Source organism: Segetibacter aerophilus (assembly GCF_007991655.1).
In the GTDB taxonomy this organism is placed as follows: Bacteria; Bacteroidota; Bacteroidia; order Chitinophagales; family Chitinophagaceae; genus Segetibacter; species Segetibacter aerophilus.
In genome coordinates this window covers 104,805-131,162 of sequence record NZ_BJYT01000012.1, presented here as the reverse complement: position 1 = coordinate 131,162, position 26,358 = coordinate 104,805, and the positions used below count along the sequence as shown (strand labels likewise).

26 protein-coding genes are annotated in these 26,358 nt (G+C 39.5%); 12 read left to right on the top strand and 14 right to left on the bottom strand.

Annotation, left to right across the window (positions count from 1 at the left end; all coding sequences use genetic code 11):
* Positions 1-45 precede the first annotated feature (45 nt).
* Complete coding sequence (locus SAE01_RS16080; protein ID WP_147204813.1) at positions 46-237, bottom strand: hypothetical protein; 192 nt, start codon at positions 235-237, stop codon at positions 46-48.
* 183 nt (positions 238-420) lie between these two features.
* The gene (locus SAE01_RS16075; RefSeq protein WP_147204812.1) at positions 421-960 is read right to left on the bottom strand and encodes an RNA polymerase sigma factor; all 540 of its coding nucleotides are present in this window, start codon (positions 958-960) and stop codon (positions 421-423) included.
* 359 nt (positions 961-1,319) lie between these two features.
* Between SAE01_RS16075 and SAE01_RS16070 the strand changes: the two genes are divergently transcribed.
* Both SAE01_RS16070 and SAE01_RS16065 read left to right on the top strand, forming a co-directional pair.
* Positions 1,320-1,811, top strand: a complete 492-nt coding sequence (locus SAE01_RS16070; protein ID WP_147204811.1) for a c-type cytochrome — start codon at positions 1,320-1,322, stop codon at positions 1,809-1,811.
* Positions 1,812-1,936: 125 nt separating this feature from the next.
* Positions 1,937-2,194, top strand: coding sequence for a hypothetical protein (locus SAE01_RS16065; RefSeq protein WP_147204810.1), 258 nt, complete (start codon positions 1,937-1,939; stop codon positions 2,192-2,194).
* Positions 2,195-2,230: 36 nt separating this feature from the next.
* Here the strand turns inward: SAE01_RS16065 and SAE01_RS16060 are convergent, their stop codons facing one another.
* The 4 genes from SAE01_RS16060 to gpmI all read right to left on the bottom strand — a co-directional run bounded on the left by SAE01_RS16060 (position 2,231) and on the right by gpmI (position 6,525).
* Entirely contained in the window at positions 2,231-3,166 is a 936-nt protein-coding gene (locus SAE01_RS16060; RefSeq protein ID WP_147204809.1) for a 1-phosphofructokinase family hexose kinase, read from the bottom strand.
* 11 nt (positions 3,167-3,177) lie between these two features.
* Complete coding sequence (locus SAE01_RS16055) at positions 3,178-4,323, bottom strand: lycopene cyclase family protein (protein ID WP_147204808.1); 1,146 nt, start codon at positions 4,321-4,323, stop codon at positions 3,178-3,180.
* Between the two features lie 169 nt (positions 4,324-4,492).
* The gene (locus SAE01_RS16050; protein ID WP_147204807.1) at positions 4,493-4,987 is read right to left on the bottom strand and encodes a heme-binding domain-containing protein; all 495 of its coding nucleotides are present in this window, start codon (positions 4,985-4,987) and stop codon (positions 4,493-4,495) included.
* An 8-nt stretch (positions 4,988-4,995) separates the two neighbouring features.
* Entirely contained in the window at positions 4,996-6,525 is a 1,530-nt protein-coding gene (gpmI, locus tag SAE01_RS16045; protein WP_147204806.1) for a 2,3-bisphosphoglycerate-independent phosphoglycerate mutase, read from the bottom strand.
* A gap of 122 nt (positions 6,526-6,647) precedes the next feature.
* Here gpmI and SAE01_RS16040 point away from each other — a divergent pair, with 122 nt between their 5' ends.
* The 4 genes from SAE01_RS16040 to SAE01_RS16025 all read left to right on the top strand — a co-directional run bounded on the left by SAE01_RS16040 (position 6,648) and on the right by SAE01_RS16025 (position 9,570).
* Complete coding sequence (locus SAE01_RS16040; protein ID WP_147204805.1) at positions 6,648-7,025, top strand: DUF4783 domain-containing protein; 378 nt, start codon at positions 6,648-6,650, stop codon at positions 7,023-7,025.
* A gap of 177 nt (positions 7,026-7,202) precedes the next feature.
* Entirely contained in the window at positions 7,203-8,144 is a 942-nt protein-coding gene (gene nadC / locus SAE01_RS16035; RefSeq protein ID WP_246113261.1) for a carboxylating nicotinate-nucleotide diphosphorylase, read from the top strand.
* A gap of 39 nt (positions 8,145-8,183) precedes the next feature.
* The gene (locus SAE01_RS16030) at positions 8,184-8,528 is read left to right on the top strand and encodes a translation initiation factor (RefSeq protein WP_147204804.1); all 345 of its coding nucleotides are present in this window, start codon (positions 8,184-8,186) and stop codon (positions 8,526-8,528) included.
* Positions 8,500-9,570 carry a C-terminal binding protein gene (locus SAE01_RS16025; protein WP_218029171.1) on the top strand — a complete coding sequence of 357 codons (1,071 nt, stop codon included), beginning with the start codon at positions 8,500-8,502 and terminating at the stop codon, positions 9,568-9,570. Before SAE01_RS16030 ends, SAE01_RS16025 begins: the two co-directional genes overlap by 29 nt.
* Before the next feature lie 22 nt (positions 9,571-9,592).
* Here SAE01_RS16025 and SAE01_RS16020 read toward each other — a convergent pair whose 3' ends face one another.
* The 3 genes from SAE01_RS16020 to SAE01_RS16010 form a co-directional block, all read right to left on the bottom strand.
* Positions 9,593-10,696: an Ldh family oxidoreductase gene (locus tag SAE01_RS16020; RefSeq protein ID WP_147204803.1), complete on the bottom strand. Its 1,104-nt coding sequence runs from the start codon at positions 10,694-10,696 to the stop codon at positions 9,593-9,595.
* Between the two features lie 34 nt (positions 10,697-10,730).
* Positions 10,731-11,276 carry a hypothetical protein gene (locus tag SAE01_RS16015; RefSeq protein WP_147204802.1) on the bottom strand — a complete coding sequence of 182 codons (546 nt, stop codon included), beginning with the start codon at positions 11,274-11,276 and terminating at the stop codon, positions 10,731-10,733.
* A 231-nt stretch (positions 11,277-11,507) separates the two neighbouring features.
* Positions 11,508-12,962 carry an NADP-dependent isocitrate dehydrogenase gene (locus SAE01_RS16010; protein ID WP_147204801.1) on the bottom strand — a complete coding sequence of 485 codons (1,455 nt, stop codon included), beginning with the start codon at positions 12,960-12,962 and terminating at the stop codon, positions 11,508-11,510.
* Between the two features lie 327 nt (positions 12,963-13,289).
* Here SAE01_RS16010 and apaG point away from each other — a divergent pair, with 327 nt between their 5' ends.
* Positions 13,290-13,676 (top strand): Co2+/Mg2+ efflux facilitator ApaG/CorD, encoded by a 387-nt coding sequence (gene apaG / locus SAE01_RS16005; RefSeq protein ID WP_147204800.1) that lies wholly within the window; start codon positions 13,290-13,292, stop codon positions 13,674-13,676.
* A 123-nt stretch (positions 13,677-13,799) separates the two neighbouring features.
* Here apaG and gldB read toward each other — a convergent pair whose 3' ends face one another.
* Positions 13,800-14,786: a gliding motility lipoprotein GldB gene (gene gldB, locus SAE01_RS16000; protein WP_246113260.1), complete on the bottom strand. Its 987-nt coding sequence runs from the start codon at positions 14,784-14,786 to the stop codon at positions 13,800-13,802.
* A gap of 111 nt (positions 14,787-14,897) precedes the next feature.
* Between gldB and SAE01_RS15995 the strand changes: the two genes are divergently transcribed.
* Positions 14,898-16,580: an NAD+ synthase gene (locus SAE01_RS15995; protein ID WP_147204799.1), complete on the top strand. Its 1,683-nt coding sequence runs from the start codon at positions 14,898-14,900 to the stop codon at positions 16,578-16,580.
* Positions 16,581-16,675: 95 nt separating this feature from the next.
* Here SAE01_RS15995 and SAE01_RS15990 read toward each other — a convergent pair whose 3' ends face one another.
* Complete coding sequence (locus SAE01_RS15990; RefSeq protein ID WP_147204798.1) at positions 16,676-17,521, bottom strand: universal stress protein; 846 nt, start codon at positions 17,519-17,521, stop codon at positions 16,676-16,678.
* Between the two features lie 223 nt (positions 17,522-17,744).
* On the opposite strand from SAE01_RS15990, the gene SAE01_RS15985 reads away from it, so the two are divergent.
* The 4 genes from SAE01_RS15985 to uvrC all read left to right on the top strand — a co-directional run bounded on the left by SAE01_RS15985 (position 17,745) and on the right by uvrC (position 22,478).
* A complete protein-coding gene (locus SAE01_RS15985; protein ID WP_147204797.1) occupies positions 17,745-18,323 on the top strand; it encodes an RNA polymerase sigma factor in 579 nt (192 codons plus the stop codon).
* A 19-nt stretch (positions 18,324-18,342) separates the two neighbouring features.
* Positions 18,343-19,794 carry a hypothetical protein gene (locus SAE01_RS15980; RefSeq protein ID WP_147204796.1) on the top strand — a complete coding sequence of 484 codons (1,452 nt, stop codon included), beginning with the start codon at positions 18,343-18,345 and terminating at the stop codon, positions 19,792-19,794.
* A 280-nt stretch (positions 19,795-20,074) separates the two neighbouring features.
* Positions 20,075-20,656, top strand: coding sequence for a hypothetical protein (locus SAE01_RS15975; protein ID WP_147204795.1), 582 nt, complete (start codon positions 20,075-20,077; stop codon positions 20,654-20,656).
* Between the two features lie 10 nt (positions 20,657-20,666).
* Entirely contained in the window at positions 20,667-22,478 is a 1,812-nt protein-coding gene (uvrC, locus tag SAE01_RS15970; RefSeq protein ID WP_147204794.1) for an excinuclease ABC subunit UvrC, read from the top strand.
* Positions 22,479-22,798: 320 nt separating this feature from the next.
* On the opposite strand, the gene porN is transcribed toward uvrC, so the two are convergent.
* Genes porN through porL form a run of 3 tightly spaced genes read right to left on the bottom strand, consistent with a single transcriptional unit; the run spans position 22,799 to position 26,323 of the window.
* Positions 22,799-23,956 (bottom strand): type IX secretion system ring subunit PorN/GldN, encoded by a 1,158-nt coding sequence (porN, locus tag SAE01_RS15965; RefSeq protein ID WP_147204793.1) that lies wholly within the window; start codon positions 23,954-23,956, stop codon positions 22,799-22,801.
* Between the two features lie 14 nt (positions 23,957-23,970).
* Entirely contained in the window at positions 23,971-25,497 is a 1,527-nt protein-coding gene (gene porM / locus SAE01_RS15960; RefSeq protein ID WP_147204792.1) for a type IX secretion system motor protein PorM/GldM, read from the bottom strand.
* A gap of 55 nt (positions 25,498-25,552) precedes the next feature.
* The gene (porL, locus tag SAE01_RS15955; RefSeq protein WP_147204791.1) at positions 25,553-26,323 is read right to left on the bottom strand and encodes a type IX secretion system motor protein PorL/GldL; all 771 of its coding nucleotides are present in this window, start codon (positions 26,321-26,323) and stop codon (positions 25,553-25,555) included.
* Positions 26,324-26,358 lie beyond the last annotated feature (35 nt).

Here is a 26,358-nt window from a genome sequence, read left to right as displayed (position 1 = left end):
CATTCGCCTTTTTTATTAAACCCAAATCTGCATCAGTCACAAAACCTACACAGCTTCCACCAAAGCATACTCATCAGAAAAGTCCACTACCTGAGCATTAGTTGCAAGCTGTCGATATTCTTTTGCTTTCGGTAACCCTTTGATTTCCTTCTGGCTCTTGCTGGTAAGATAGTTTAAATAGAGAAAGAGAGAAATTGACGAGATCGTCATAATTGATAAGGCAAAAGTGAGTATCATAAAAAGTTTATTATTGTTTTTGTGTAATGCTTACCATTATAGCCCACATTGTAAAAATTTATGCCAACACACCTCCACCTCAAACGCCCCACATAGCTTTAAAGCATTTTCTATTCGATAACGAGAAACTTAAAAAGTTTAAAAGAGCTGAAAAAAAACTTAAAATAAAGAGAACGCCAACTCCTATCTGCTTTGAATGATATCTCTCAGTTTCACCTTTGCCCTTGTGTACTGCGATTTACTTGTGCTCTCTTTTATTCCCAATTTTCGCCCTATTTCCTGGTGAGTGAAACCGCCCACCGCATATAAATTAAAAACAGTTTTGCATCCCGGACTTATGGTATGAGAAGCTTTCAATAAATCCTTGGCATAAAGTGTTTCGAGTACGTCGAAGTGCTTTGCTACCAATAAATTCTCCAATCCTTCTAATTCCACCACATGCACCTTTTTTCGCTTAACATGCTCAATGGAGATATTTATAAAAATCCTTCTTACCCAGCCTTCAAAAGATCCATCTCCTCTATACTTGTGCAGGTTATTAAATAACCTGGCAAAACCGTCCTGTAAAATGTCTTCCACGTCGACATCGTTTTTTGTAAACCGTAAACATGTATAGCGCATCTTTATGAAGTACTTGTCATAAAGCATTTTCTGACTTTTTCTATCCCCGCTAATACAGTTCCTAATCATTAGTGTCTCACACATTCCAAAATCCTTTGTCATAATAATATTTTAGCAACTACAACAACCTCTTAAAATTTTTTTTAATTCGAGAAATATAGAGATAAAAGAAAGTGACTAAGGTTTAATAGAGCCTTCAATTATAAATGTTAATGCTCTTGGCTTTTTTAAAATCCACTTCCTGAACCTCGACCGCACAACTAAATGTTTTTCACGTGTAAAAAAAGAACCATATGTCTAAAATAAATATTACGGGGATACAGAGACATTAAATTTTGTTAAGGAAATAAGAGTTGAAGAATAAAAAAAATTAAACGGACTACCCTTTTAAAGATTCTTTTTAGTTTTTCCCTTACTTTTAAAATTATTAATAACCAATCCACTAACTAACTATCATCTTAATGAAAAAAACCCTTCTAATCGGAACACTGGTTTGTTTAATCAGTTTATCCTTTGCCTTTCAGCAGACACAAGTGAAGTATGAGAACTTGAAAGTTTTACCTAAAAACACCACGAAGAAAGAGATGGATAGTATTATGAGACACTTTTCAATGTCGCTTGGTGTAAGATGTAATTTTTGTCACGTGCGTGGTAACGATGCTCAAAGAACTATGAACTTTGCCAGTGATTCAAGCAAAAACAAGGTTATCGCCCGTAGTATGTTTAAAATGATGAACAAGATTAATAAGAAGTACTTCAAGCCAGACAATGATAATAATCAGAGCATGGCCGGTAATGTAAACCGCATTCCGGAGGTATCTTGTTACTCATGCCACCACGGAAAGGAGCACCCTGAAAACAGACCTCCCGCACCACAAGCAGCCCCCCCTGCCGGCACAGCGCCACAAGGTGCTCCAGGCGCAGCACCTGCATCAGGAGAGCGAAAGCCTTAATGAATGTTTTATAAAAAGATTGATAAAAAAGCCTGGATTGTTCAGGCTTTTTTTATTTGCCTTACCGGTTCTACCAACATCGAGGTGGCATAGGCTTTGAAAGTATCCTAGCCAAATTGCTCCTTATGGATACACAGCCTTTCTTTATTGAATATTTATACCAGGGTGATTCTGAGATTGCAGAAGTAAGGCCTTGTTGCCAGGAAAATAACGTTTTCTATTATGATATTTATATCCGAAATGAATATCAATTTACGGTAACTCCTTCGGCGGATGAAGATAAAAGCCTGTCGTGGAAAATCTCCTTAAAAAACGCTGATAAGAACATCGAGCCCGGGCTGATAGATACAATAGGCCAGCAGATTGAAAAACATTTGTTGTAAAAGCTAGCAGCAATTAAGCTCGGGTGTATATACTTTTTACACCTTCTTCGCTTTTAAACACTCGTACAATTTTTCGACGTCTTCTTTTTTACATAATTCAGTACCGGGGTTCATTGTGGTGGCAGTGCCAGCAGCTATCCCGTATTGCAATACCTCCAACCAAGTCAGCCCTTTGGTGAGAGCAAGCACCATTCCCGCAACCATACTATCTCCTGCACCAACAGTGCTTCTTTTTTTAACTGTTGGAGATGGAGACTCTATCACCTGGTCTTTTGTTATCAGCATTGCGCCTGAAGCTCCCATCGAAATGACTATTACCTCTGTTCCTCCTTTGTCGATAACGGATCTTGCTGCGGATATTACATCTTTCTCTATCAATTCTTCAACCCCGTGTAGGTTACTCAGTTCCCCCAGGTTTGGCTTTATCATAAAAACGCCTTCACTCATTGCATATCTCAATGGCTCTCCTGAAGTGTCAACTATAAGCTTTGCGTTTACCTTTTTTGCAACGCAAGCTAGTTGTCCGAAAAAATCCTCAGGCACGCCTTCCGGCAGGCTACCGCTGGCTACAATATATTCAGCACCTGAAGAATGTTGGAGTATCTCTAAACACTTTCGCCACTCAAACTTATTTAACGCAGGGCCTGGCATACCAAAACGGTATTGAGAATTGGAAGACTCGTCAACAACTATCAGGTTTTCTCTTGTCTGTCCATCGAAGGCTACCACAGAAGATTCAATTCCTTCTAACCTTAGCAGATCCTCCAAATGCTTTCCGCTATAGCCGCCCGATATATAAATAGCAGTGGATTCTCCGCCAAGCTTTTTAATGGCTCTTGAAACATTTACGCCACCACCCCCGGGTTCGAATACAGGGTTAGAGCAGCGGAGTTTTCTATCAGGTACAATCGTATTTACAGTCGTGCTTTTGTCGATTGCAGGATTCAGAGTAAGCGTCACAATTTTTTGCATCAACCTTATTTTTATTTAAATATTTCCTGCCATGCAGCTTTCATAAACACCCCTTGAGGAAGTGTTCCCATCAGGTTTATTTCGTCTTCAAAGGTCGTCTCATTATCTAGAAATCTCAACACTCTTTCTGCCGGATTTTTACCAAACAGGTCTGAAAAGATTTTGTCTCCCGCAAGTTTTTCGCCCGACAAAATGTTGAGCAACGTACTATCGTAAAAATTAAAACGCTTTTGCAACAACGACTTATTTTCGGAGACATCACCATACTGCAACAGGTCTGCTACAATCTTGTCTGAGTGCTTTTGAATGAACTGAAAAGTATATCCGCTGCTTCCTTTTGTTTGTCCGCCGGCTGTGCCGATATTAATTACCTTACCTACTCTCTTTACAAACTTCATATTTGTCATTGGTATGACTCCGTATTCCTGCTCAAGAATAGTGTAGTCCTGTAAACCCATCACGGAAGAAATATAATTCTTTAAAGCAGCGGTGTAATCCTCGTCGTTAAGAAGTTGTTTTGAAAATAAGGTATACTCGACCAAAGCTTTGGTTGGAGTAAAAGGCAGGACATAGGCGAAGGTTGTTCCATTCTTTTGATCAACCCTAAAATCCATTAGAGTTGCCTCAGTGGGTTTGAAAAAAGATTCTTTAGTTTCAATGAAAAAACCCTTAAAATGCTGCAACAGGTAATGTGCCTGCCCAGGCTGTTCAGGTTTTTGAAAAAGGATACTATTAAATACAAAATCAGCGTAGTACTGGTTTCCATCAACCACTACAAGTCCTTTACTCCCGGCGTTTCCGGCAGCTTCTACCCTTCCATAAATGAATTCGATGTTGCGGTGCTTACCGGCTTCCTCGTATACGTGCTTATAAAAGTCGATACTCCGGATCATCTTGTAGGTGTAAGGAGCAAGGTCAAGAAGGGAAGAAAACTGGCTTGAAAAGAAATTTACGTGCTGCCAACGATGGTGAACAACCGGCTCAAATAAACCTGCCTGTGTTTCCCAGAAGCACCACGTGTGGTCGTTTTCAGTCTTTGCGGCTTTATCAACTACCAATATGCTTTTGGTGTTAAAAGCAGGGTTGGTCATAAAGCGCATCAGTAGACTTAAGCCTGCCAACCCTGCACCAGATATGATATAATCGTATTGCTTCAAATTTGTTATTCCTTTTTTTGAAAAAAGCAGGCTAAAAGGTTTAGACTACGGTTGATTTCTTTTTAAAAGTACAAGTGTGCGACGCAACAACCGCTCAGCCCCAGCCCTATTGATCACTACAAAAACGTTTTTATGTTATGAATACTGTTGATATAGGGTACAAGAACTATCACTTCTTTTTTCTTACAAGGCTATCGGCCGGATACTTCATTTTCATCATATCCCTGATAGAACCGGCCCAGGCAATCAATGAAGACTTTTCCTGTTCTGTTAACTTAGCTTCTGTATGAACCAGGGTATATGACCCTAACGGCATTTCATCTTCTTTAACCAGCTCGACAATGTCTTCCATGCGGTGATACTGTTTTGAGATACGATAGGTCGCAAATTCATCGAAATTCAAACCCCTTTTTCCTTCGCGAACATGGTCGTCTAACCACCACGCTACCGGCTGAATATTGTTGTACCAGGGATACCGGGTATTGTTACTGTGACAATCGTTACAAGCCTTTTTAAGAATGGTGTCGACATCAGCAGGAACAGCGTATACAGCAGCTATACGATTGGGAGACATAGCCGATGAAGTGTTTTTGGCAGGATGAAAAAACTGTATGATAATCAACAGAACTAATAAGCCTACCAACACTTTTTTGAAACTCTTCATAAAATACTTTACACAGTGATCAGGACGTGGCCCGACATTTCTTTGGGAATAGGAATCTGCATCATAGTAAGAATAGTTGGAGCGAGGTCGCCCAATTTGCCATGTTGAATCTCGCCCTTAAACTCGTTGTCAGCTATAATAAATGGCACAGGGTTTAAAGAGTGTTGGGTGTTGGGTGTTCCATCTTCGTTAATCATGAAATCTGCATTGCCGTGATCGGCAATTATGAACACGGTGTAATTACTTTTTAAAGCTGTAGTTACCAAACGCTCCATACATCGGTCGACTGTTTCAACGGCTTTTACAACGGCGCTAAAAAAACCGGTGTGACCAACCATATCCGCATTGGCAAAATTGAGACAGATAAAGTCTGCAGTTTGGTTTTCAATTTCAGGTATGATAGCATCGGTTATTTCGACAGCACCCATCTCTGGTTGCAAATCGTAGGTAGCCACCTTTGGAGAAGGAATTAAAATGCGTCGTTCACCTTCAAACGGAACTTCGCGACCACCGTTGAAGAAAAAAGTGACGTGAGGATATTTTTCTGTCTCTGCTATACGGATCTGCTTTTTTTGATTTGCAGCCAATACTTCACCAAGTGTATTGTTTAGATTATCGGTTTGAAAGACAATATGAACGTCTTTAAAATTCCTATCGTACTCAGTAAGGGTTGTGTAACGCACCTTCAACTTCTTCATCTCGTACGCCGGAAAGTCCTCTTGTGTAAGCACCTCCGAAATTTCCCTCGGCCTGTCTGTTCGATAGTTGAAACAAAGCAATGCATCGCCGTCGTTAATTGTGGCTAAAGGTTTCTGATTAGCATCCGTTATGACCGTTGGCTTTATAAATTCATCTGTTTCGTCCCTGTCGTAAGACTCCTGAACTGCAGCTGTCGCTGATGTTGCTGTGTGTCCCTGACCTTTTGCCATTGCATCATATGCTTGTTTTATTCTTTCCCACCGCTTATCGCGATCCATGGCATAATAACGACCTATAACAGTAGCGATCTTTCCAACGTTAGCATCAAGATGCTGTTGAAGCTCGTTAATAAAACCAACGCCACTCTTTGGGTCAGTATCACGGCCGTCGGTGAACGCATGGATATAGACTTCGTTCAGTCCTTGATTTTTGCACAATGAAATAATTGCCTTTAAATGATTGATATGGCTATGAACGCCACCATCACTTACAAGGCCCATTATGTGCAAAGGCTTTTGATTGTTTTTTGCATGATTTATTGTTTCGAGCAAAACCTCGTTCTCAAAAAACTCACCATCGCGAATAGCAACGTTTATCCTTTGAAGTTCCTGGTAAACGATACGACCTGCACCAATATTCATATGTCCTACCTCGCTGTTTCCCATTTGTCCTTCGGGTAAACCCACGTCTTCACCATAAGTAACTAAAGTGGTATTTGGATACTTGTGGTACAAAGAAGAGACAAAGGGCACGTTCGCGTTTTGAATAGCATCTGCCAACTTCACCTTTCCAATTCCCCAGCCATCCATTATAACTAAAATCACTTTTTTCTTTTCCATTTTATAAAACTATTGCTTTTTAAATAATTACCTGAACTGCAAAAGTCAACTATCTTTTTGAAATTCCTCAATTTGGCATATTTTTCGCCTATAGGTGATCAATTGAATTTCAAACCTAAAATATGAAAAAGCTACTTGTAATATTCATGGTGTTTTTTGCTTCAATAGCAGCAAAAGCACAGGACGGAAGCAACCTCGTAAACGCTTTAAAATCAGCTAATGCCGAAGAAGTTTCAAGCTATTTTGATAAAATTCTGGACATAAAATTTCCTGAAAAAGACGAAATAAAAAGCATTGGAAAAAACCAGGCTGGTATAGCGTTAAAATCTTTTTTTGATAACAATAATATAAAAGGTTTCGAGCTTTCTTCTCAAAGAGAAATGGGGGGTACAATGTATATCGCGGGCAAACTCATCAACGCTGGCGAGGGATATAAACTTTCTATTATGATGCGAACCAAAGAAGGTAAGCCCCAAATAATTACGGTTAGAATTAGTTAGACTGTTGCTTTTTCAACTCTTAAAGCCTCGTTTTTATAACGGGGCTTTTTTTATGGCAGTCAGTTAGCGCGAGTAATTTTTTATTTTTTCGAGGCATCACAAGAACAGACTTCAGCATTGTTGTGTCACTCACTTTTATAGTTGATTCTTTATTCGACTTCAAGCTTATGTGTGGAGATGCTTTGTCAAAGTAGCCGCATCGCTTCTTTTATCTCTTCCGATCCCACCGTTCATGTTCCAACAGTTTGTAGCTTTGTTTTTATGAATAGTTATGATGAAATGCTACAGCATTTAATTATTGAAGCATTAAACGAAGACATAGGCGATGGAGATCATTCAACACTTAGTTGTATAGCCCCGAATGCGAGAGGAAAAGCAGTTTTAAAAATCAAACAAGATGGCGTTTTAGCAGGCCTTTCCGTTGCGGAAAAAATCTTTACACTCGTAGAGCCTTCAGTAACTTTCACTTCGTATAAAAAAGATGGCGAGTTGATGGTGTATGGCGAGAAAGCTTTTGTTGTAGAGGCAACAGTTCATACCATTTTAAAGTGTGAAAGGTTGGTGCTTAATATCATGCAAAGAATGAGTGGTATAGCAACTTTAACCCGGCAATACGCTGATACTATAAAAGATTATAGCACAAAAATTCTAGATACCCGAAAGACAACACCTAACTTCAGATTGCTTGAAAAGGAAGCCGTAAAGATTGGAGGCGGTACAAACCACCGCTACGCTTTGTACGATATGATCATGCTAAAAGATAACCACATCGATTTCGCAGGAGGTATTGAAAGCGCGATCAATAAAGCATGGGACTATGTGCAAACTAAAAAGCCAGGTCTGAAAATAGAAGTAGAAACCCGCAGTCTTGCCGACGTAAAAAAAGTAATACAGATGGGAGATGGAAAAGTATTCCGGGTAATGCTCGACAATTTTAAACCATCAGAAATAACGGAGGCAGTCGGCCTGATTAATAAAAGATTTGAAACGGAAGCAAGCGGCGGAATCAATTTGCAGAACATAGTTAAATACGCCAAAACAGGAGTTGATTACATTAGTGTAGGAGCTTTAATTCACCAGGCAAAAAGCCTTGATTTAAGTTTGAAAGCTGAGATATAAAGACTATCAGGGCCAAACAACCTTTTCAATTAAACATCAATGAACAAGAAAAATAAACCAGATAAAAGTGGTTTTGTTTTTAGCACCGATCCTAATTTTCGGTTCGAAGAAGAGCCTGAACAGGTGCAGGAAACGTTGCCTCCAAATCAACAGAAGCTCAAAGTGCGCCTTGATACAAAGCAACGTGCCGGTAAAGCAGTTACCTTAGTTGACAACTTCATTGGCAAAGAAGAGGATGTAGAAGACCTGGGCAAAAAATTAAAAAACTTTTGCGGTACAGGGGGGAGCGTAAAAGACATGGAAATAATAATACAGGGAGATCAAAGAGAAAAAGTATTGCAATGGCTAATCAAGAATGGCTATAAGAATACTAAGAAGATCTAAAAAATTCATTGAAAATATTTCAGAACGCATACGAGGACCGAAGACCAAAATGGACAAAAAGTACAAGGTTATCATCACAGACTTTATCAATGACTCTTTAGATATTGAAAAAGAAATCCTCGGCGAAACAGCAGAAGTTGTTGCATTAGACGTAAACAATGAACAGCTTTTAGAAGGTGCAATTGAAAGTGCGGATGCAGTCATCATGTATCACACCCTTTCTTTAAGCCGCGCTACAATAAACAAGCTAAAACAGTGTAAACTAATCCTGAGAGCAGGGGTTGGTTTTGACAATGTCGATCATGAGTATGCAAGATCCATCGGCATTCCTGTAGCTAACATCCCTGACTACGGATCGGAAGATGTTGCTGATACTGCCATCGGCATGATGCTCGATCTAACGCGCGGCATCTCCTTTCTCAATTCACGTTTAAGGGCGGGTATAGGAGAATGGAATTACACACAGGTCCAACCTCTGACAAGATTACGAAATCGAAAAATTGGAATTGTAGGTCTTGGTAGGATAGGAACAGCCGCTGCCCTTCGGGCGAAAGCAATCGGAATGGATGCTATTTTCTACGATCCTTTTAAACCCGACGGCTTCGATAAAGCTTTAGGAATTCAACGAGCAGCCACTCTGGAAGCGCTGCTTAAGCAAGTACAGGTTTTAACCCTACACTGCCCATTAACCCCAACTACCCATTACCTGATAAATCAAAATACCCTCGCTTTTCTTCCAAAGGGATCCTACCTGGTCAATACTTCCAGAGGTGCTGTTGTCGACACATCTGCTATTCCGGCAGCTATCGAAAGTGGCCGTCTCGCTGGAGCTGCGTTTGATGTACTGGAACAGGAACCACCGGTTGATGATGCATTAATACAAGCATGGAAAGATCCTAATCATCCCGCTTATCATAAAGTAATTATTAATCCGCATTCAGCTTTTTATAGCGAGGAAGGACTCAAAGAGATCCGGGTAAAAAGCGCTGAGGCGTGTTTAAAGGCGTTGCGTGGAGACGAGATCAGGAATGTAGTGAATTGAGAAAACAGCTGCAAGCTTTAAGCTATGAGTTTTGGGCCAGCTCAATTCCTGTTTCTTCTGCTATTATTCGCAAAGACTTTAGGACTTCTTTATCTACGGGGATGCCTTCTATTATTCTTTTCTGGTAAGCAATCCTTTCAGGGTCTCCGGGTATCAATACTTTTTCTGCTCCTGGTTGAGGTTTGGTATTTCGCATGGTGACGATCCATTCATCTATTTCCTTTTTGAATTCTGTTCTGTCGCGAAACCCATCGATGTCGTAAGCACCAAAGAAGTGGCCTATCCCTTTGCCTACCTGCTTTTCAAGAGGCGCAACATGAATGGCAAAGGGAATAGCAAACGGACCCCAATTAGCACCACTTAAAACTGATGTTAGAATATCGACCATGCTTGCAAGGCAATAGCCTTTGTGTCCGCTACCATTTGCATCGCTACCTAAAGGCAGAAGCGCACCACCATTAATCATCTCCGAGGGATCACTGGTAGGATTACCATTCTTATCGATGCACCAACCCAAAGGAACCTCTTCACCTTTTCGGTTTGCAATTTCTACTTTTCCATAGGAAACAGTACTGGATGCAAAATCAATAAGAACCGGCGGTTCGTTGAATCCGGGGAAAGCAATTGCAATAGGATTTGTACCGAGCATCTTTTCGGCACCAAGAAATGGAGCTACTCCGGCGGTTGTGTTAGTCATCGAGAGACCAATCAGGTCGTGCTTCAAAGCCATAACAGGGTAGTATCCTGCTGCACCGTAATGATTAGTATTGCGCACAGAGAGCCAACCTGAACCAAACTCTTCAGCCTTTTTCATTGCCATTTGCATGCACTTTGGACCCACCACCAATCCTAATCCATTATCGCCATCAACGGTAGCGACACTTGCTTTTTCCCTTACGATACTAATAACAGGATTGGGATTTATACGACCAATTTTCAGCAGGTCATAATAAGTTTCCAAACGAGCGATGCCATGTGAATCTATGCCGTGTTCGTCGCTATAAGCGAGTACATCAGCAGCTAAGATTGCATCCTTACGAGGTACGTTGAAGTGTTCAAAAACCGAAGTTGTAAACCGACGTAAAGAGGCAAATGAGAAAATACCGTTGCTACTTTCGTCTTTCATTGTAATTAAATAAATCCTCTAAAAACATCTAAAGTTACCGGTTAGCGGAGATTACCGGATTTGACCTTGTACTATTTATTTGACTATAAATTGGCATTGGATAACTGCTTCTTTCAACGCCTATGCTGCCCGAGATAGAGAAAGTTTTCTCATCATTCACATACTGTAACCCCAACTCTGCTCTTGAATAAATACCTAAGCTGCTTGACTTAAAGAAAGGATTATTCTGATTTGCTTTATTAAAATCAGAAGTCATAAAAGACTGGTTGAAGTTTATATAAGAGGGAGCAACAGAAACGCCTGCAAAAGCATATAGATTATTGTTTAGTCTACGATTGAGTTGTAGACCGAGTGGAGCCGAAACAACCGTGGCATTTCCACCTTTAAAAAAAGTAAAACTTGTAGAGATGCCGCTGTACTTGCTAAGTGACCATTTCTTGTTAGCAGTGCTATCGTTGAGGTTGATGTTGTTTGCAAAACCTCCCCTGTAACCGTTATCAATAAAACTTCCAGGCAAAAATCTCTGTGCTTGTGAGGCTGATACTGATAGCAACAAGATAAAAAATATGAATAAACGCATTCTACTAAATTAGGTAATAAAAGTACATTTTGTTGGCTTACTAAAAACGGCTATAGCAAAAGTTAACAACTCATAACCCGGTAAAAGCTGATAAGAATTCCACCGCTAAAACGGAGCGTCGCAACGATGCTACCTTTATGCTCCATTGCTGGTTAAAATAAACAACAAGCTCAAACAACAACAGAAGACAACAAAAACTGAGAGCTCGAGGTTCGTAGCCCGCAGCCTTCTCTACTGTCCCGCTGCCAGCGAGTAAGCTTTCTTACCATCCCAAACATTTAAGAGCTCTGTAGAGCAAATTTTAAAGTCTTGCGCGAGATGGCGGTACAGCTCTATAATGTCAGTCTGGGTAACAGAAACTTCGCCTACGCTTTCAAAGCGACAAGCATAAGTATTTACAAGATTGGTGTACATACTTCCTGTCGGCCATACCTGTGTACCGCGGTTGCTGATGGTAACCAGTTTAAAAAGTCCGAAAGTATGCTGAAGGCATTTTTCCGCTATCACCATAGGCTGCTCATTGCTCTCGATAAACATATCGACACCAATAATAGTCTCGTTTATGTTTTCACTGTTCTCCAACATCGGGTTCTTATCCAGCTTAAAAACAGTAGGTGTGATAGGTTGATTTTCTAGCATAGGCTTTGGATTATTTTCAGGCACTTTTCCGAAATTGGCAATAATGGCCTCAGAAAATTCGGTAGTATTTAACGACTGAACGGCTTTGTCGCCAAAGTCTCCTGTATGCACGCCTTGCTCTAAGGTATACAACAAAGCATTTTCGATTGTTGCTGCACTTTCCATCAAACCAATATGACGAAGCAGGGCAAGACCGCTTAATAACAATGCTGTAGGGTTCGCGATATTCTTTCCCATAATGTCGGGAGCTGTTCCGTGTACTGCCTCAAAAATAGAAATATGGTCCCCGATGTTTGCTGAAGGGGCAAAGCCTAAACCTCCGACTAACCCGGCACAAAGGTCAGAAACAATATCGCCTTGCAAATTGGTCAATACTACTACGTCAAACTGATCAGGGCGGGTCACCAATTTCATACACAAGTCATCAACAATAATATCATCTGCCTTAAGCTCAGGGTAATCTTTTGCAACATCGTAAAAAGTCTGTAGGAACAACCCGTCGGTCAGCTTCATAATATTTGCCTTATGACCGCAGGTAATTCGTCTTGTGCCTTTCTTTTTGGCCATTTCGAAAGCATACTTAATTACCTGCATACTACCAGGCTGGGTAATAAACCGACGGCTTAATGCTACGTCGTGCGTAAGCATGTGTTCTATACCGCCGTAAGTATCCTCAATGTTTTCGCGAACGACTGTTATGTCTATTGGAATGCCCGCTTTAGAGAAGACTGTATCTACCCCGTGAAGTGTTTGAAAGACACGCTTGTTTGCATAAGTGTTCCATGTTTTTCTCGCTGTAACATTTACACTTTTTACCCCTTTACCCTTCGGAGTTTCCATCGGACCTTTAAACAAAATACCGAGACTTTCTATCGTTTGCTGTGCTGCCGGAGTCATTCCATTGCTGTATCCCTTATCGAAAACCCACTTGCCCATATCCACATACTCATACTCGAGAGGAACATTTGCAGCATTAAAAATTTTGAGGACAGCTTCCATTATTTCCGGACCGATTCCATCTCCTTTAGCTACAGCAACTTTATTCATATGTAATGTTTTAAAGTAATTATTTTCTGGTGGCAAAGGTAAGTTATGTATACTCACTACATATCTAAATTCTCACATAGTAATGCTTTAGTTGCCAGCAATAAATATGAACTCAGCATCGTTGCGTCGCACACTTGTACTGAAGTACAAAAATGCTACCGGCACACGCTTGTTTCCCGCACCAACTCTTCTTAGGCAACCTATATAATAAAAGCCAAAAAAGGACATTTTTCGTACTAAAGCAGCGAAGAACAATTTGGTAAAGTCTTTGCATAAATAGTATAAGCACATTTAAAAATTTCTTTATTTTTACTAAAACTGCCTCACATGATTTCAAAACTTTCTGAGGGAGTACAAATAAGCGTAGAAACTTTTTACCAACCCGACTATAGCAACCCGGTTAATAATGAGTTCATGTTTGCTTATCGTATATCCATCGAAAATCACAATAGCTTTCCCGTGCAATTGCACAGAAGGCACTGGCACATATTTGACAGCAACGGCGAGTATCGGGAGGTAGAAGGAGAAGGCGTTGTAGGTCAGCAACCATTACTAGAGGCAGGGCAACAATTTCAATACGTAAGCGGTTGTAATCTTCGTACCGAAATGGGTAAAATGTTCGGGAAGTATGTGATGGAAAACATGAACAATAAAATGACTTTCGAAGTCAATATCCCCGCTTTCGAAATGATCGTTCCTTATAAAATGAATTAGGGAAGGTTTGGACGTTTTTGAGTTCCAAGTTTAAGGTTCACAAATTTTGTTATAAAATGCGTGCTTTAAGAACTAGTAGAACTGACAACCTAAAACCCAAAATCCTTAAACTCAAAACTTTCCTCAAGGCTTATACTTCGCCTGCTCAAAAATAGTTTTAGGATTAGTTTCTATTAACTGCTGCAACGTTACCTTATCATTTTTACCCATCCACTTTTTTACAATTTGCCACCCAACAAACTGCCCAATAAAACCGGGAGATTCTGCACCAAAGGCTTGCGTGGTAGGAGCATCATTCATATAATCTTTAATAACAGACGGATCTGAAACATACAACAAGTCGTTCTGCACAAAATATGACCAGATAGTTTCTTCATTTTTATAACACCCGTCCAATTGAGTTTTCGTATAGCCCGTTTTTAAGGTATCCTCCGCCTCCGGCACAAATTGATCGAGCATATAAAGTCTTTTACCAGCCTGAACCATTTGTTCAATAAGAGGTCTGCCTGCGTCATTATCAGGAAACAAATCGTTGACGATAGTTTTAATACAATTAACAGGAATATACTCCTTTTGAAAACGTCGGGAAATATAAGCAGGGTACAACTCCTGCCCTGCCTCGCTTTGATACAACGAATAGTTGCTACCCATGTATAACTGCAATCCGACTGCTAAAGCATCGGTTGTCAAAATATTGCCATAACTATTTATTGGGCCAATAAAGGTTATAAGCTTGTTGGGTAACTTATATGACGGAAAATAGTGCTTTACAAATTGCAACCCGGTTCTCACCTGCTTTTGAATATCAGCGGAATTTGCGAAAATTTTATCGGCAGAATCTTTCAAAGGTTTGTAAGAATTTACAAATGCAACGACCTGCTGCTCTACAGCTTTTGTGCTATCTGGCTGGGGTGGAAGCGCGAGAATATTAAAAATAAAATCCCTTAGAAAACCGGGGTACTTGTTGTTCAACTGTTCGAGTGATTTATCTGTATGATTGGGGTCAATTGCAAAAAAATCCTGCTCAAATCTTTGCATCTGCAAGTCTACTTTTACATCAGAAACATCAGGAATTTTTCTGCCTGTACAACCCGTCAGTATTGATATCATTAAAAAAAGGAACCAGCAAAAACGCGCCATACAAATAATCTTTATTGGGCAAATTACATTAAGGCACGAACTTTATGCTGCAGTTAGACATCAATTAGCAAAATTTGAATTATGAAGATTGTATTGGCCCAACAGAATTATCACATAGGCAATTTTGAAAAAAATACCGAAAAAATAATTTCTGCGATAAACGAAGCTAAAAGCCAGGGAGCAGACCTGGTGGTTTTTAGCGAGCTGTGCATATGTGGTTATCCTCCCCGGGATTTTGTGGAATTCAATGATTTTATAAACAGGTGCTACCAGGCAATTGACGAGATAAAACAACATGCTGATACGATTGGAGTATTGGTAGGCTCCCCGGCAAGAAACCCTGCCATAGAAGGTAAAGACCTTTTTAATGCTGCTTTTCTTTTATACGAAAAAGAGATTAAAGGCGAAATACATAAGACGCTGCTACCCACTTACGACATCTTCGATGAGTACCGTTATTTCGAGCCTGCCTTTGAATGGCATGTACTTGAGTTTAAAGGAAAAAGACTAGCCGTAACCATCTGTGAAGACATTTGGAACATCAACGACAACCCCTTGTATCGCATCTGCCCGATGGATAAATTAATGGAGCAGCAGCCAGACCTCATGATTAACCTAAGTGCTTCTCCTTTCGATTATATACACGAAGAAGAAAGAAAGTCGGTCATAAAAGCAAACGTCATTAAGTATAAACTGCCGATGTTCTATTGCAATGCAGTGGGAAGCCAGACAGAAATTGTATTTGATGGCGCTTCTCTCGTATTTGACAAAGAAGGAAACCTTAGCAAGTGCTTACCGTCTTTCCAGGAAGCAATTGCCGGAGCAACTTTACACGATGATGGAACTATCGAAGAAATTGCTGTTGATAACATCAAACCTATTTCTCACATTAAACCAAATCCTGCCCAATATGATCCAAACCTTAATATCAAGGGCATTTATACAGCACTCGTTCATGGCATAAAAGATTATTTCACCAAGATGGGTTTCACGAAAGCAATCCTAGGTTCATCTGGTGGAATTGATAGTGCAGTAACCTTGGCTTTGGCATGCGAAGCGCTGGGAAAAGACAATGTTCGGGCAATCCTAATGCCTTCGCCTTATAGTACTGAACATTCTGTGAACGATGCTGTCAGGCTAAGCGAAAACCTTCAAAACCCTTACGATATCATTAAGATCACACAGGTGTATGAGGCTTTTCTTGCTACGCTAAAACCAATTTTCAAAGACCTCCCTTTTAGTATTGCAGAAGAAAACATTCAAAGCCGTAGCCGCGGTAACCTGCTTATGAGTATTGCAAATAAGTTCGGCTACATCTTACTCAACACATCAAACAAAAGCGAACTGGCAACGGGGTACGGAACGCTCTATGGCGATATGGCTGGAGGGATTGGAGTGTTAGGCGACTGCTACAAATTGCAGGTGTACGCCCTTGCGGAATACATAAACCGGGATGGAGAAATTATACCTGATAATATTATTCATAAGGCCCCCAGTGCCGAGCTAAGACCGGATCAAAAGGATGCGGATAGTCTGCCCGAATATTCTATTCTCGATAAGGTGCTGTATCAATATATCGAGCGGCGAAAAGGACCTTCAGAAATCAAGGAACTTGGTTTTGATGCTGCAGTAGTTGATCGGATCCTGAAGCTTGTAAACAGCAATGAATATAAACGAAATCAATTTTGCCCGATAATAAGAGTTAGCCCTAAAGCATTCGGAGTTGGCAGACGGGTTCCTATAGTCGGCAAGTATCTTTCGTAGTTATTTTTTTGTTACCAACGTCGTTGAAGGTATCGGCATTGTTGCGACGCTCCATTCATCTGTTTACATCAATGTTGCTTTTAATAGCTCAAACTTTATAGATCTTCTTGGTGGATAAACATTAAGGGCACATGACTATGAAACGCAAGTTTTTTAGTATGGCGCTCTTTAAATAAACCTTCGAATAGTTTGTGTTTTCTTGGGATGGTGATAATTATATCTATGGCGTGAGTTTCTACGAAGTGATTAATTCCTTCAATAAAGTGCTCGTTGTTTTCAAAATGAAACTCCGGATTGTAATCTTTAAGGAGCGAATGTAGAAGCTCTTGCTGCCTGGTTTTTTCGGGGGTTATTTCTTTGTCACTTTCGTAGACATTCACAATATGCAATAAAGCTTTCGTTGCGTCTAAAACATTTTTGATCGGCTGTACCGGGGTTGTTTCCACCACCTTTTTAAAGTCGCAGGCAAACATTACATTTTTAATAGACGTATATGTGGCATCCGCGGGCACAACAATCACAGGAACCTTAGTTTGTTTCACCACACTTAGTGCTGTGCTTCCTATTAAAACCTCTTCGATTTTGCTCGTACCTGTTATACCCATTACAATGAGTTCCGCTCGCACTTCTTCACAAAGATCATTTATATCATTAGCTAGTATAGAATAACCAGTCTTGTGTTCTATCTCTATTTCTCCTTTTCCGTATTCTCTTATATTATTAATAAAAACCTTCATTCCTTCCTCACTAACATCTTTTAATGTTTCAATGTCTATAACTGGTATTGCCGGTAAAGCATTCTCAGTCATAACAGGAGGAGACTGGTAGGCATTATAAAAAATAATTTTTTGGGCCTGTAAATCCTCTGCAATAGCAAGAGCGTATTTTGCTGCATTTTTTGCATTCTCCGAAAAATCGGTTGGAACAAGTATAGTCTTCATTTGATAATTATTTCTTGGTGGGTTTGCATAAAAATAATGTGAGTTACGAAGACCGCAATAATATCTTTTGCTCAGTCCTGTTCTCAATCAGCATTCCGTTTTTTACAAATGACCTTTTCTAAAAATTGCGTCGATAGCACTATAAACTTGCTATAAAATTATTTCAACATAAGCAGCATCCTATTGAATTAATTGTCTTATTTTAGGGTACTTAAATCGCTTCATGACAGAGGAATATATAATTGCAGGTTGTCTTCATAATCAGCCTTCGGCCCAAAGAGAGTTGTATAACAGGTTCAGCCCCAAGATGCTATCTGTTTGTTACCGATTTGGACAAAGCCGTGAAGACGCAGAGGATATGTTGCAGGAGGGTTTTATAAAAGTCTTTACCCAAATACACACCTTCCAAAACAAGGGTGCGTTTGAGGGTTGGATTAGGAGAATAATTGTTCATACCTGTATTAACTTTCTTAAGAAGTACAAGAAATTTAATGACAGCGTTGACATAGACCAGGCAGTTTCTGCACACGTAAAGGAAGAAACAATGCCTTCGATTATGCAAGCTAAACAGGTAACAGAGTGTATTCGACTATTACCTATTGGTTACCGTACTGTACTTAACCTGTACGCAATAGAAGGATATAGTCACCGGGAAATTGCTACTATGTTAGATATCGAGGAGAGTACCAGTAGAAGTCAGTATACAAGGGCTAAATCAATGTTAGAGAACATTTTAATTAAGAAAAATATAGTTGAAAAACCAAGAGCACAATTCACTCTACTAGCTGGAGTAAAAAAGTGACAAAAAGAATTTGAGTTAGATGGAAGACAATTTTAATTACGACGATTTCGAAGAGTTTCTTCAGGATCAGGTAAAAAACCACCGGATGTATCCTGCCGATGCAGTTTGGAGGGAAATAGACAAGAAACTACATGGAGAAAAAAGATGGCCAGCCTTAACGATTGCCGCCGCAATGCTAGTAAGTGCTACCGTTCTGATTTGTGTTTATTTTTCACCTAAACCCGATTTATTTTCAATACCAACTGCCAATGTAAATACATCTACAAAACAAGCTTCTCAAAAAGATAACATCTTAAGCCATTTAACCCCTTCTGATCCTTTTGCAAAAGGAAATCAATCAGCCGAAGTCTTAACACAGAAAGCTGCCCAATTGCCAGTAGCAACTACAGTTATTTCTTCCAACCAAACTATTGCTAATAATGTTGCAAACAACACCACATCTTTCACGTCTGTTCGCGAAGCTGTAGTATCAACCAAGCATCCATCTAATGCAAGAGTTACTTCGCTCTCAAACAGTTCAATTGGAAAGCAAGGCTTAAGCGGAGTTAGCAGTACAAAAGATGCTTTGGTAGAAAATACTAATGACGCCAATTCTGGTTTAAACAATAGCGAAACTTCTAAGGAAATAAAATTAGCTGAGGCTTTGCCTGCAAAAGATTCAAAAAAGGATATTTCGCTTGATAAAACTCCAGTCTCTACTCCTGCTAGCGTAACATCACACCCTGTTTTTGCAAAGCAAAGTTTAAAGCATAAGTTTTCATATCAACTGTATATAGCTCCGTCAGTTAGTTATAGAAAATTATTAGAAGACAACTCCATAACAAAAGAAAATACTGCAGGCCCTGTAGGTGTAAACTATGTCACTGACGTAAACAAGGTTGTCAGGCACAAGCCTGGAACCGGCATAGAAGCGGGCGTTGCCATTATGTATAATTTGTCTGATAAAGTACGTGTCAAATCTGGCTTCCAGTTCAATATGCGCCAGTACAGTATCCAAGCATATCGTTCAAGTACTGAATTAGCGAGCATTGCTTTAGTAGGAAGCAACAGGATAGATACCATCAACACATTGGCTATTTATAGAAATAATAACGGCTATTACTCTGCACAACTTGTTAATCGTTATTATCAATTGTCAGTACCGGTGGGTATTGAATGGGAGGTGATAGGCAACAAAAAAATCCAGTTGAATGTTGCCGGAACTATCCAACCAACCTACCTTCTAAATCGTAATGCTTACCTTCTTTCAACAAATTTTAAAAATTACACTGAAAATCCTGGCATGGTTAGGCAGTGGAATATTAATAGCAATATTGAAGCCTTTATGAGTTTTAAAGCCGGAGACTTTAAATGGCAAATTGGTCCGCAATTGCGCTATCAACCGTACTCCACCTTTATTCCCGAATACACTATTAAAGAGCACCTGATGGATTACGGAATTAAACTTGGCCTATCAAAGACAATCAATTAAAGATTTGAATACTAACAAAGCCAGTTTCCCAAACTGGAACTCGCTTTGTGTTATAGCTAGTCCCGGTTATTGTGTTTCTCACTCTACTTTCTTATTAAAAATCTGGTAATCTCATTAGCTAATTCCCTTCATACTTTTGACGTTTTAGGACTAAAAACTCGAAAAGCTAAAATGGCTTTTCTTCTTCACTTGCAGTCAAATATTTTCATCTGAGCCACAGCAGCCATTTCTTTAACATCCTGCTTTTTCAAGCCATTATTAGTTGTATTATTTTTGCCTTATGAGATTGATAAGTTTTCTTATTCTGGCTTCCATTATTTACACATCCTCCTGTAAGAACAAAGCCAATAATTTAATTAGCAAAGCAGATGAAAATAACACAACCAAGTTTTTCCAGTTGACCCAATTTCTAGAAGGTCAGATTAAAGAGGTTAATGCCACTCCTTTTTTTATTTATAAAATTGACATTCATAATAATAAGCAAGACTCTACTCCAATCAATACTGCCATTTTCAACCAGGTGTCCAAGCAGTTCCTTGCTCTTGATATTAATGATGAGAAAATTAAACGGTACTATACCGAAAGTATTTTTGAAGATCAGACCACAAAGAGTTTTACTATAAGCTATTCGACAACGAATAAAGAACTCGCACTACAAAACGTGGACATTTTACTTGATGAGGATGGCCAAACAGTTAAACGCGTTTTACTTCGCAAGTATTATAATTACCCTGACAGTTCTGCCATAGAACAATTAAGCTGGAAACCAGGCGAGAACTTCCAGATAAACCGATCTGTTCAAAAGACTGGAAATAGTGAGAGTTCACGACAAACAATTGTTGTTTGGAACAAAAAGGGTTAAGGAGTAAGTCATGACACCAAAGGAATTTCAACAAATAGCACATACTATACCTCATCAGCCAGGCATTTATAAATATTTTGACTTTGAAAATGTCTTACTGTATGTAGGAAAGGCAAAGGATTTGAGAAAGCGCACGAGCAGCTACTTCACAAAAACTTTTACAAATTACAAAACCCATGAACTAGTCAATAGGATTAGAAGAATTGAGTTTACCATCACAAATAGTGAGGCCGATGCTTTTCTTCTTGAGAATTCACTCATTAAACAGTTTAAGCCTAAGTTTAATATAGACCTGAAGGATGACAAGTCCTTCCCATACATCGTAATAAAGAAAGAACCTTTTCCGAGGATATTTTTAACACGGACAAAAATTAATGACGGGTCGGAATACCTCGGGCCTTTTACATCAGTCGCAAAAGTGCGCGAACTGTTGACATTCATAAAGCAGAATGTTGCCTTGCGAACTTGTAAATTGAATCTTACTCAGTCAAACATTCAGAAAGCGAAGTTTAAGGTTTGTCTCGAATATCATTTAGGTAATTGTAAGGGTCCGTGTGAAGGTCACCAGTCCGAACAGGACTATGCGGATGCACTGAACCAGGTTCGTAACATTTTGAAAGGAAATTTGCAACCTGTCATTTTACACTTTAAAGCAGAAATGCTTCAATTTGCTTCAAACCTTGATTTTGAGAAGGCCGAATGGGTTCGCAAGAAGATAGAACACCTTGAGAACTTTCAGGCAAAGTCAGTAGTCGTTGGTAGGCATCTGTCTAATCTCGATGTATTTTCAATTTTAAAAGATGGAGACACCGCCTATGTCAACTATCTGATGGTTGCAAATGGATCAATTGTACAAACGCATACAGTAAGGATTGAAACCAAACTGGAAGAAAACGAAGAAGAGGTTTTACCTCTGGCTATTCTTCAATTACGTGAAACATTTAATAGTCTTGCACACGAAATAATAGTTCCATTTGAGATTGATTTTGCCCTGGAAGAAATTACTGTTACTGTACCAAAAGGCGGCGATAAAAAGAAGCTCTTAGACCTATCAGTGAAGAACGTAAATTATTTTACGGAAGAACTGAGAAAGAAAAAAATACTGCAATTGGAAGGCAAAACAGATGTACAAAAAAAGGAGGTTCTTCATCAACTTCAGCAAGATTTACAGCTGTCAGGGATACCTACCCACATCGAGTGTTTTGATAATTCCAATTTCCAGGGAAGCTATCCCGTTAGTGCAATGGTGTGTTTTAAGGAAGGCATACCCAGCAAAAAAGATTACAGGCATTTTAATGTAAAAACGGTAATTGGCATTAATGACTTTGCTACCATGAAGGAGGTTGTTTTAAGACGATATTCACGAGTAATAAAAGAAAATCAGCCACTGCCACAACTAATTATAATAGACGGAGGAAAAGGTCAGCTTAGTGCAGCAATGGAGAGTATTCAGGAATTGAACCTGGCAGGCCGGGTTACGGTTGTTGGACTGGCGAAAAATGAAGAAGAGATATTCTTTTATGGAGACAAAGAATCAATTAAACTTAGCTGGGATAGCGAAAGTCTTAAACTGATACGAAGGATAAGGGATGAAGTACATCGGTTCGGAATAACTTTTCACAGATTAAAACGAAGTAACGGCACTTTTAAAAACGAGCTCGAAAACATTAAAGGTATTGGTAAGTCAACTGCCGAGCAATTGCTAAAGGAATTTAGATCGGTTAAGAACATACAGTTGAAGTCTGAAGAAGAGCTGACAAAAGTTATAGGATTATCAAAGGCTAAAATGGTGATGGAGCACTTTACGCATAAGAACGTCTAGAAAAAACAAAGGGGCCAGGATAAACATCCAGCCCCGTTTTTAAAATCCAATATCCTATGAAAAACCGAGGTAAAGATATATAAACTGAATAACACTCCAACACGCTACCGGTTTTTTTAATGTTTTTTCACATTCAAAAATCATTTTGTTTAACTTTTTCTCATTTATTTATAAAAAATCTGCATGTTTCGGAAATACTAAAGAGAGACGTACTTTGAAGAATTTTGAATGGAATTTACAGAATTGTGTAAGAGAACAAACGTGGCCATAAAACAAAAAAGCTTGTCTGGACAAGCTTTTTTAAAACAGATCAAAATAATCTAGTACGACCAAAGATCTTGTTCGTAGTTAAAGATCTTTTCTTTAATATTTTCTCCCTCCAACAAACGGAATAAAGGATCTTTAATGAATTCTCTCAGGCTCTTATCGTATGGATTATCAAGGGTTGATTTAGTGATATAGCTGCTGAAGAACCGGCTTTCAAACAATTCTTCCCAACTCATTCTACCGGCATAATTCTTTCCGTTAAACACCTCGTACTTTGCAAGAGTCGGTCTCAGGTCAGGATAATAAGCCCAAAACAAAGTTCTATCGCCTACCGCAACCCCCGAGGATGTATATTGAGTCATAACAGGGGCGATACCTAAGATCCTTACAAACATCCTCGAAGACTCCTTATCAAATATCCATTCTTCTTTTAAGCGAAATCTGTAAATTGAGTCAGGCTCTACCATTCTTTGCCTGGCCTCGTAGCTACTAACTTCCCCGTTCATATCAACAACAGGGACTGTATCCATACCACCAGTAATATTTTTGGCAACGTCTTCTTTTGTCAAAGGAACAGTGAAGCGATCATCATCTCCACTGAAAACTGTTACATCTCCAGCCTGGATAGCACTATAAAGGATCGAGATGAAACGTTGGTTTCCGTTATCCTCATTTGCTGCATAGCGAAAAGGAAGATTAATTTTTTCACGAGTATCAATCTCTCTCCAAACCCTTTGCTTATAAACCGCATCATCTTCACGAATATGCTCATAAGGCAAAGGTGTTCTATCTTTTACTAACTGTCTGTCAATAGCATTATCAGTACGAAGCGATGGAGCAATAGAGTCACCAATACCACTACCGCTATTTTTAATAACCTTTATTGGCAAGTTAGCATTTACCGCCCCGGAACCAGTTGCACCAGCACCTGACGGAGTAGTACCATAGCCGCTACCTGCAGTATTACCATAGCCACTACCTGGCGTAGTAGTACCATAACCAGACTTAGGTGCAGTAGTTGTGGTTTTCTTCTTAGTTGTATCTTTTCCTGCATTTGTAGTTGTATACCCACTGTTGCCATACCCACTATTACTAGTGCCATATCCAGATCGGGCTTTTGCATTCCTAGTCGCTCTCTGAGCGCTAAGTTGAGCAGTGACAATAAAAGCCGACATCATCAATACTACTGTTTTAAACCGTCTCGTTTTCATAACTACTATATTTATTAGAATAAGTTAAAAGCCATCGGAGGAAGGGGACGAGGCGTTCCGTCTGGTCCTTTAGCTCTGATTTCATCTATTACAACTGTAGATCCTGGCCTGCATCTATCAATAATCTTCTTAGAAGCCTCGTTGAAGTAAGCACCTCCGTTCTGGTTAAACGCCGCATTTTCTGTAAAACCAGTTCCTGTAGCGTAAACTAAAAACGAGGTAATCTCAAACTTTACACCTTCGAAAACAAAGTCTCTTAAATCTGCCCTAACGCCTTGTTGTGCTTTGAAGGCGTTAGCCGGTATTCTTCCTCCTGAACTCTGACCAACCATTGCGACAGGGTCCGGAACTCTTTTAACTCTAAATTCAAAAGGGGTCGTTTTTCCTTCAACAGTTACGTTAATTGTAGTCGTGCCGGGAGTAGATACTTTTGCAATGTATTTTCCAGCTCCAACCTTGCTCAAACTACCATTTGTCATACTCGCAGACGTCTTCTCGTCGCCGGCAGAACCCCCTGTGATAGTCAAAGGATTTTCAAGACCAATATAGAGAACTTTAACCTTGTCGGCACTAACGCTCGCACCAGTTGGAGAGCCTACGGTATATTCTACCTTCTTAGGGATAGTAGCAGTAGAACCATCTGGTTTTACGTAAGTAATGTTTACAGTTTTAGTATAAGTGCCAGGGCCGCCAACTTTTGTTTTATATTCTGCAACACCTTCTGCATTTAACCCAACTCCTGAACCATCTACCGTAATAGAAGGCTTGGCAGCTTTACTAAATGCTCCAACACCCGCAGTAATTACCAACTCTTGTCCGGGCATAAGATACTGTGAGTTTGTTCCTGCAAATGCCTGGAACTCATCATAAACCACTTGTACTTCACCAATCTTCCGGTGGCAATAATCAAGTACTAAAGACTCACTGTTTTTAACATCATTTTCAAACTTACTAAGCATAGTAATCGCGGCAATAGTAGGCGTCATATGAAAATAAGCATAAGCCCAATCTTTTCTACCAGCCTGGTTATTTGTTGCAGGAACGGAAAGATCAATAGGTAATGAATTTTGAAACTCCTTATTAATATCAGGATGAATACCTAACAATCCGTTTTTGTATTCTGTCAATTTCGAAATCAACTCTTTACCTTTTGGACCATCAACTATCAATCTTGTAGCAGCATCCAGGTTGTCTTCTTTGTAAGCTCCTCCAGGTGTTGTTTGACCTGCTTCCTTCATTAATTCAACTTTGAGGTTTTCAATGTATGAAAACATGCCATCTGCTAACCCTTTGGCTTGATCTGCTTTTGGTTTCCAGAGACTAGCAAGTTGTGCAGTTTTAGGATCCTTAAGCTTATTTTCAAAGGACTTTATGATGCTCTCATTTTTAGATTCAATGATGCCGTTGGCATTCACTAAACTATTATTAACTGTTTTAAAGGCGTTAAGGATTTCTGAGGACACATTTAGCGCTAACAAGGCTGTTAACACCAAATACATCAGGTTAATCATCTTCTGCCGCGGTTCTTTAGGTAAAGACATACCGGAGTATTATTAGTTTTTTTTAGAATTCGAAATAATTTTTTAAAGAACAGAATTATCTACCCTGCATAGCGGTTAACATGTTACCATATACAGAGTTTAATCTGCCAAGGTTATTAGCTAAAGCACCAATCTCTTTTTGAGCTTTTTTAGCATCTTCAACGCTTCCTTCCATGGCTGCAGAAGTTTGCGCCAATTTTCCGTAAAAGTTATTTAGAGCTTTCAGGTGATTGTTGCTCTCCTGTAATTCCAATTCGTAAATTGTATTTAATGAAGAAAGGTTTTTAGTTAACACCTGCACCTGGCTGTGGAATTGTTTAGTGCTTTCGCTAGCCGCATTAAAAGATGACAAAGATGTTGCTGTATTCTTATAGGCATCAGTTACAGTTTCTAAAGCGGCGCTCGCAGCTTTAGTTTTCTGGGTATAATCGCCGGTAGACTTAACGATATCTCCAATCTCGGTCATATTGCTTACAGTTGTACCAAGCTTTTGGAAACCAGAACTTAATTTAGAAAGATTTGCAGGAGTGATGTCTGCATCCGCCAACATTTTTTCCATACTTTGAAGAGCCGGGTTACCTTTTGGCTGAGGTGCTGCTTTAGGATGATCTTCACCGTGTCCATCTGATACCGCTGGGTAAATTATATACAGGATTCCATACACCAAAAATACAAGAGCTTCTGTACCTAGACCGATCTTCAACCACATGTCAGCAGATGGAGTATGAAGAATTTTTTGAAGAGCTCCCCAGATAACGCCTGCAGCGGCGACGGATACGAAAATATCAACTACTTTACTAACTTTTGAAGGAATTGCAACTGCCATTTTTAATTTTTATTTTTTTATAGAATAATAAACGG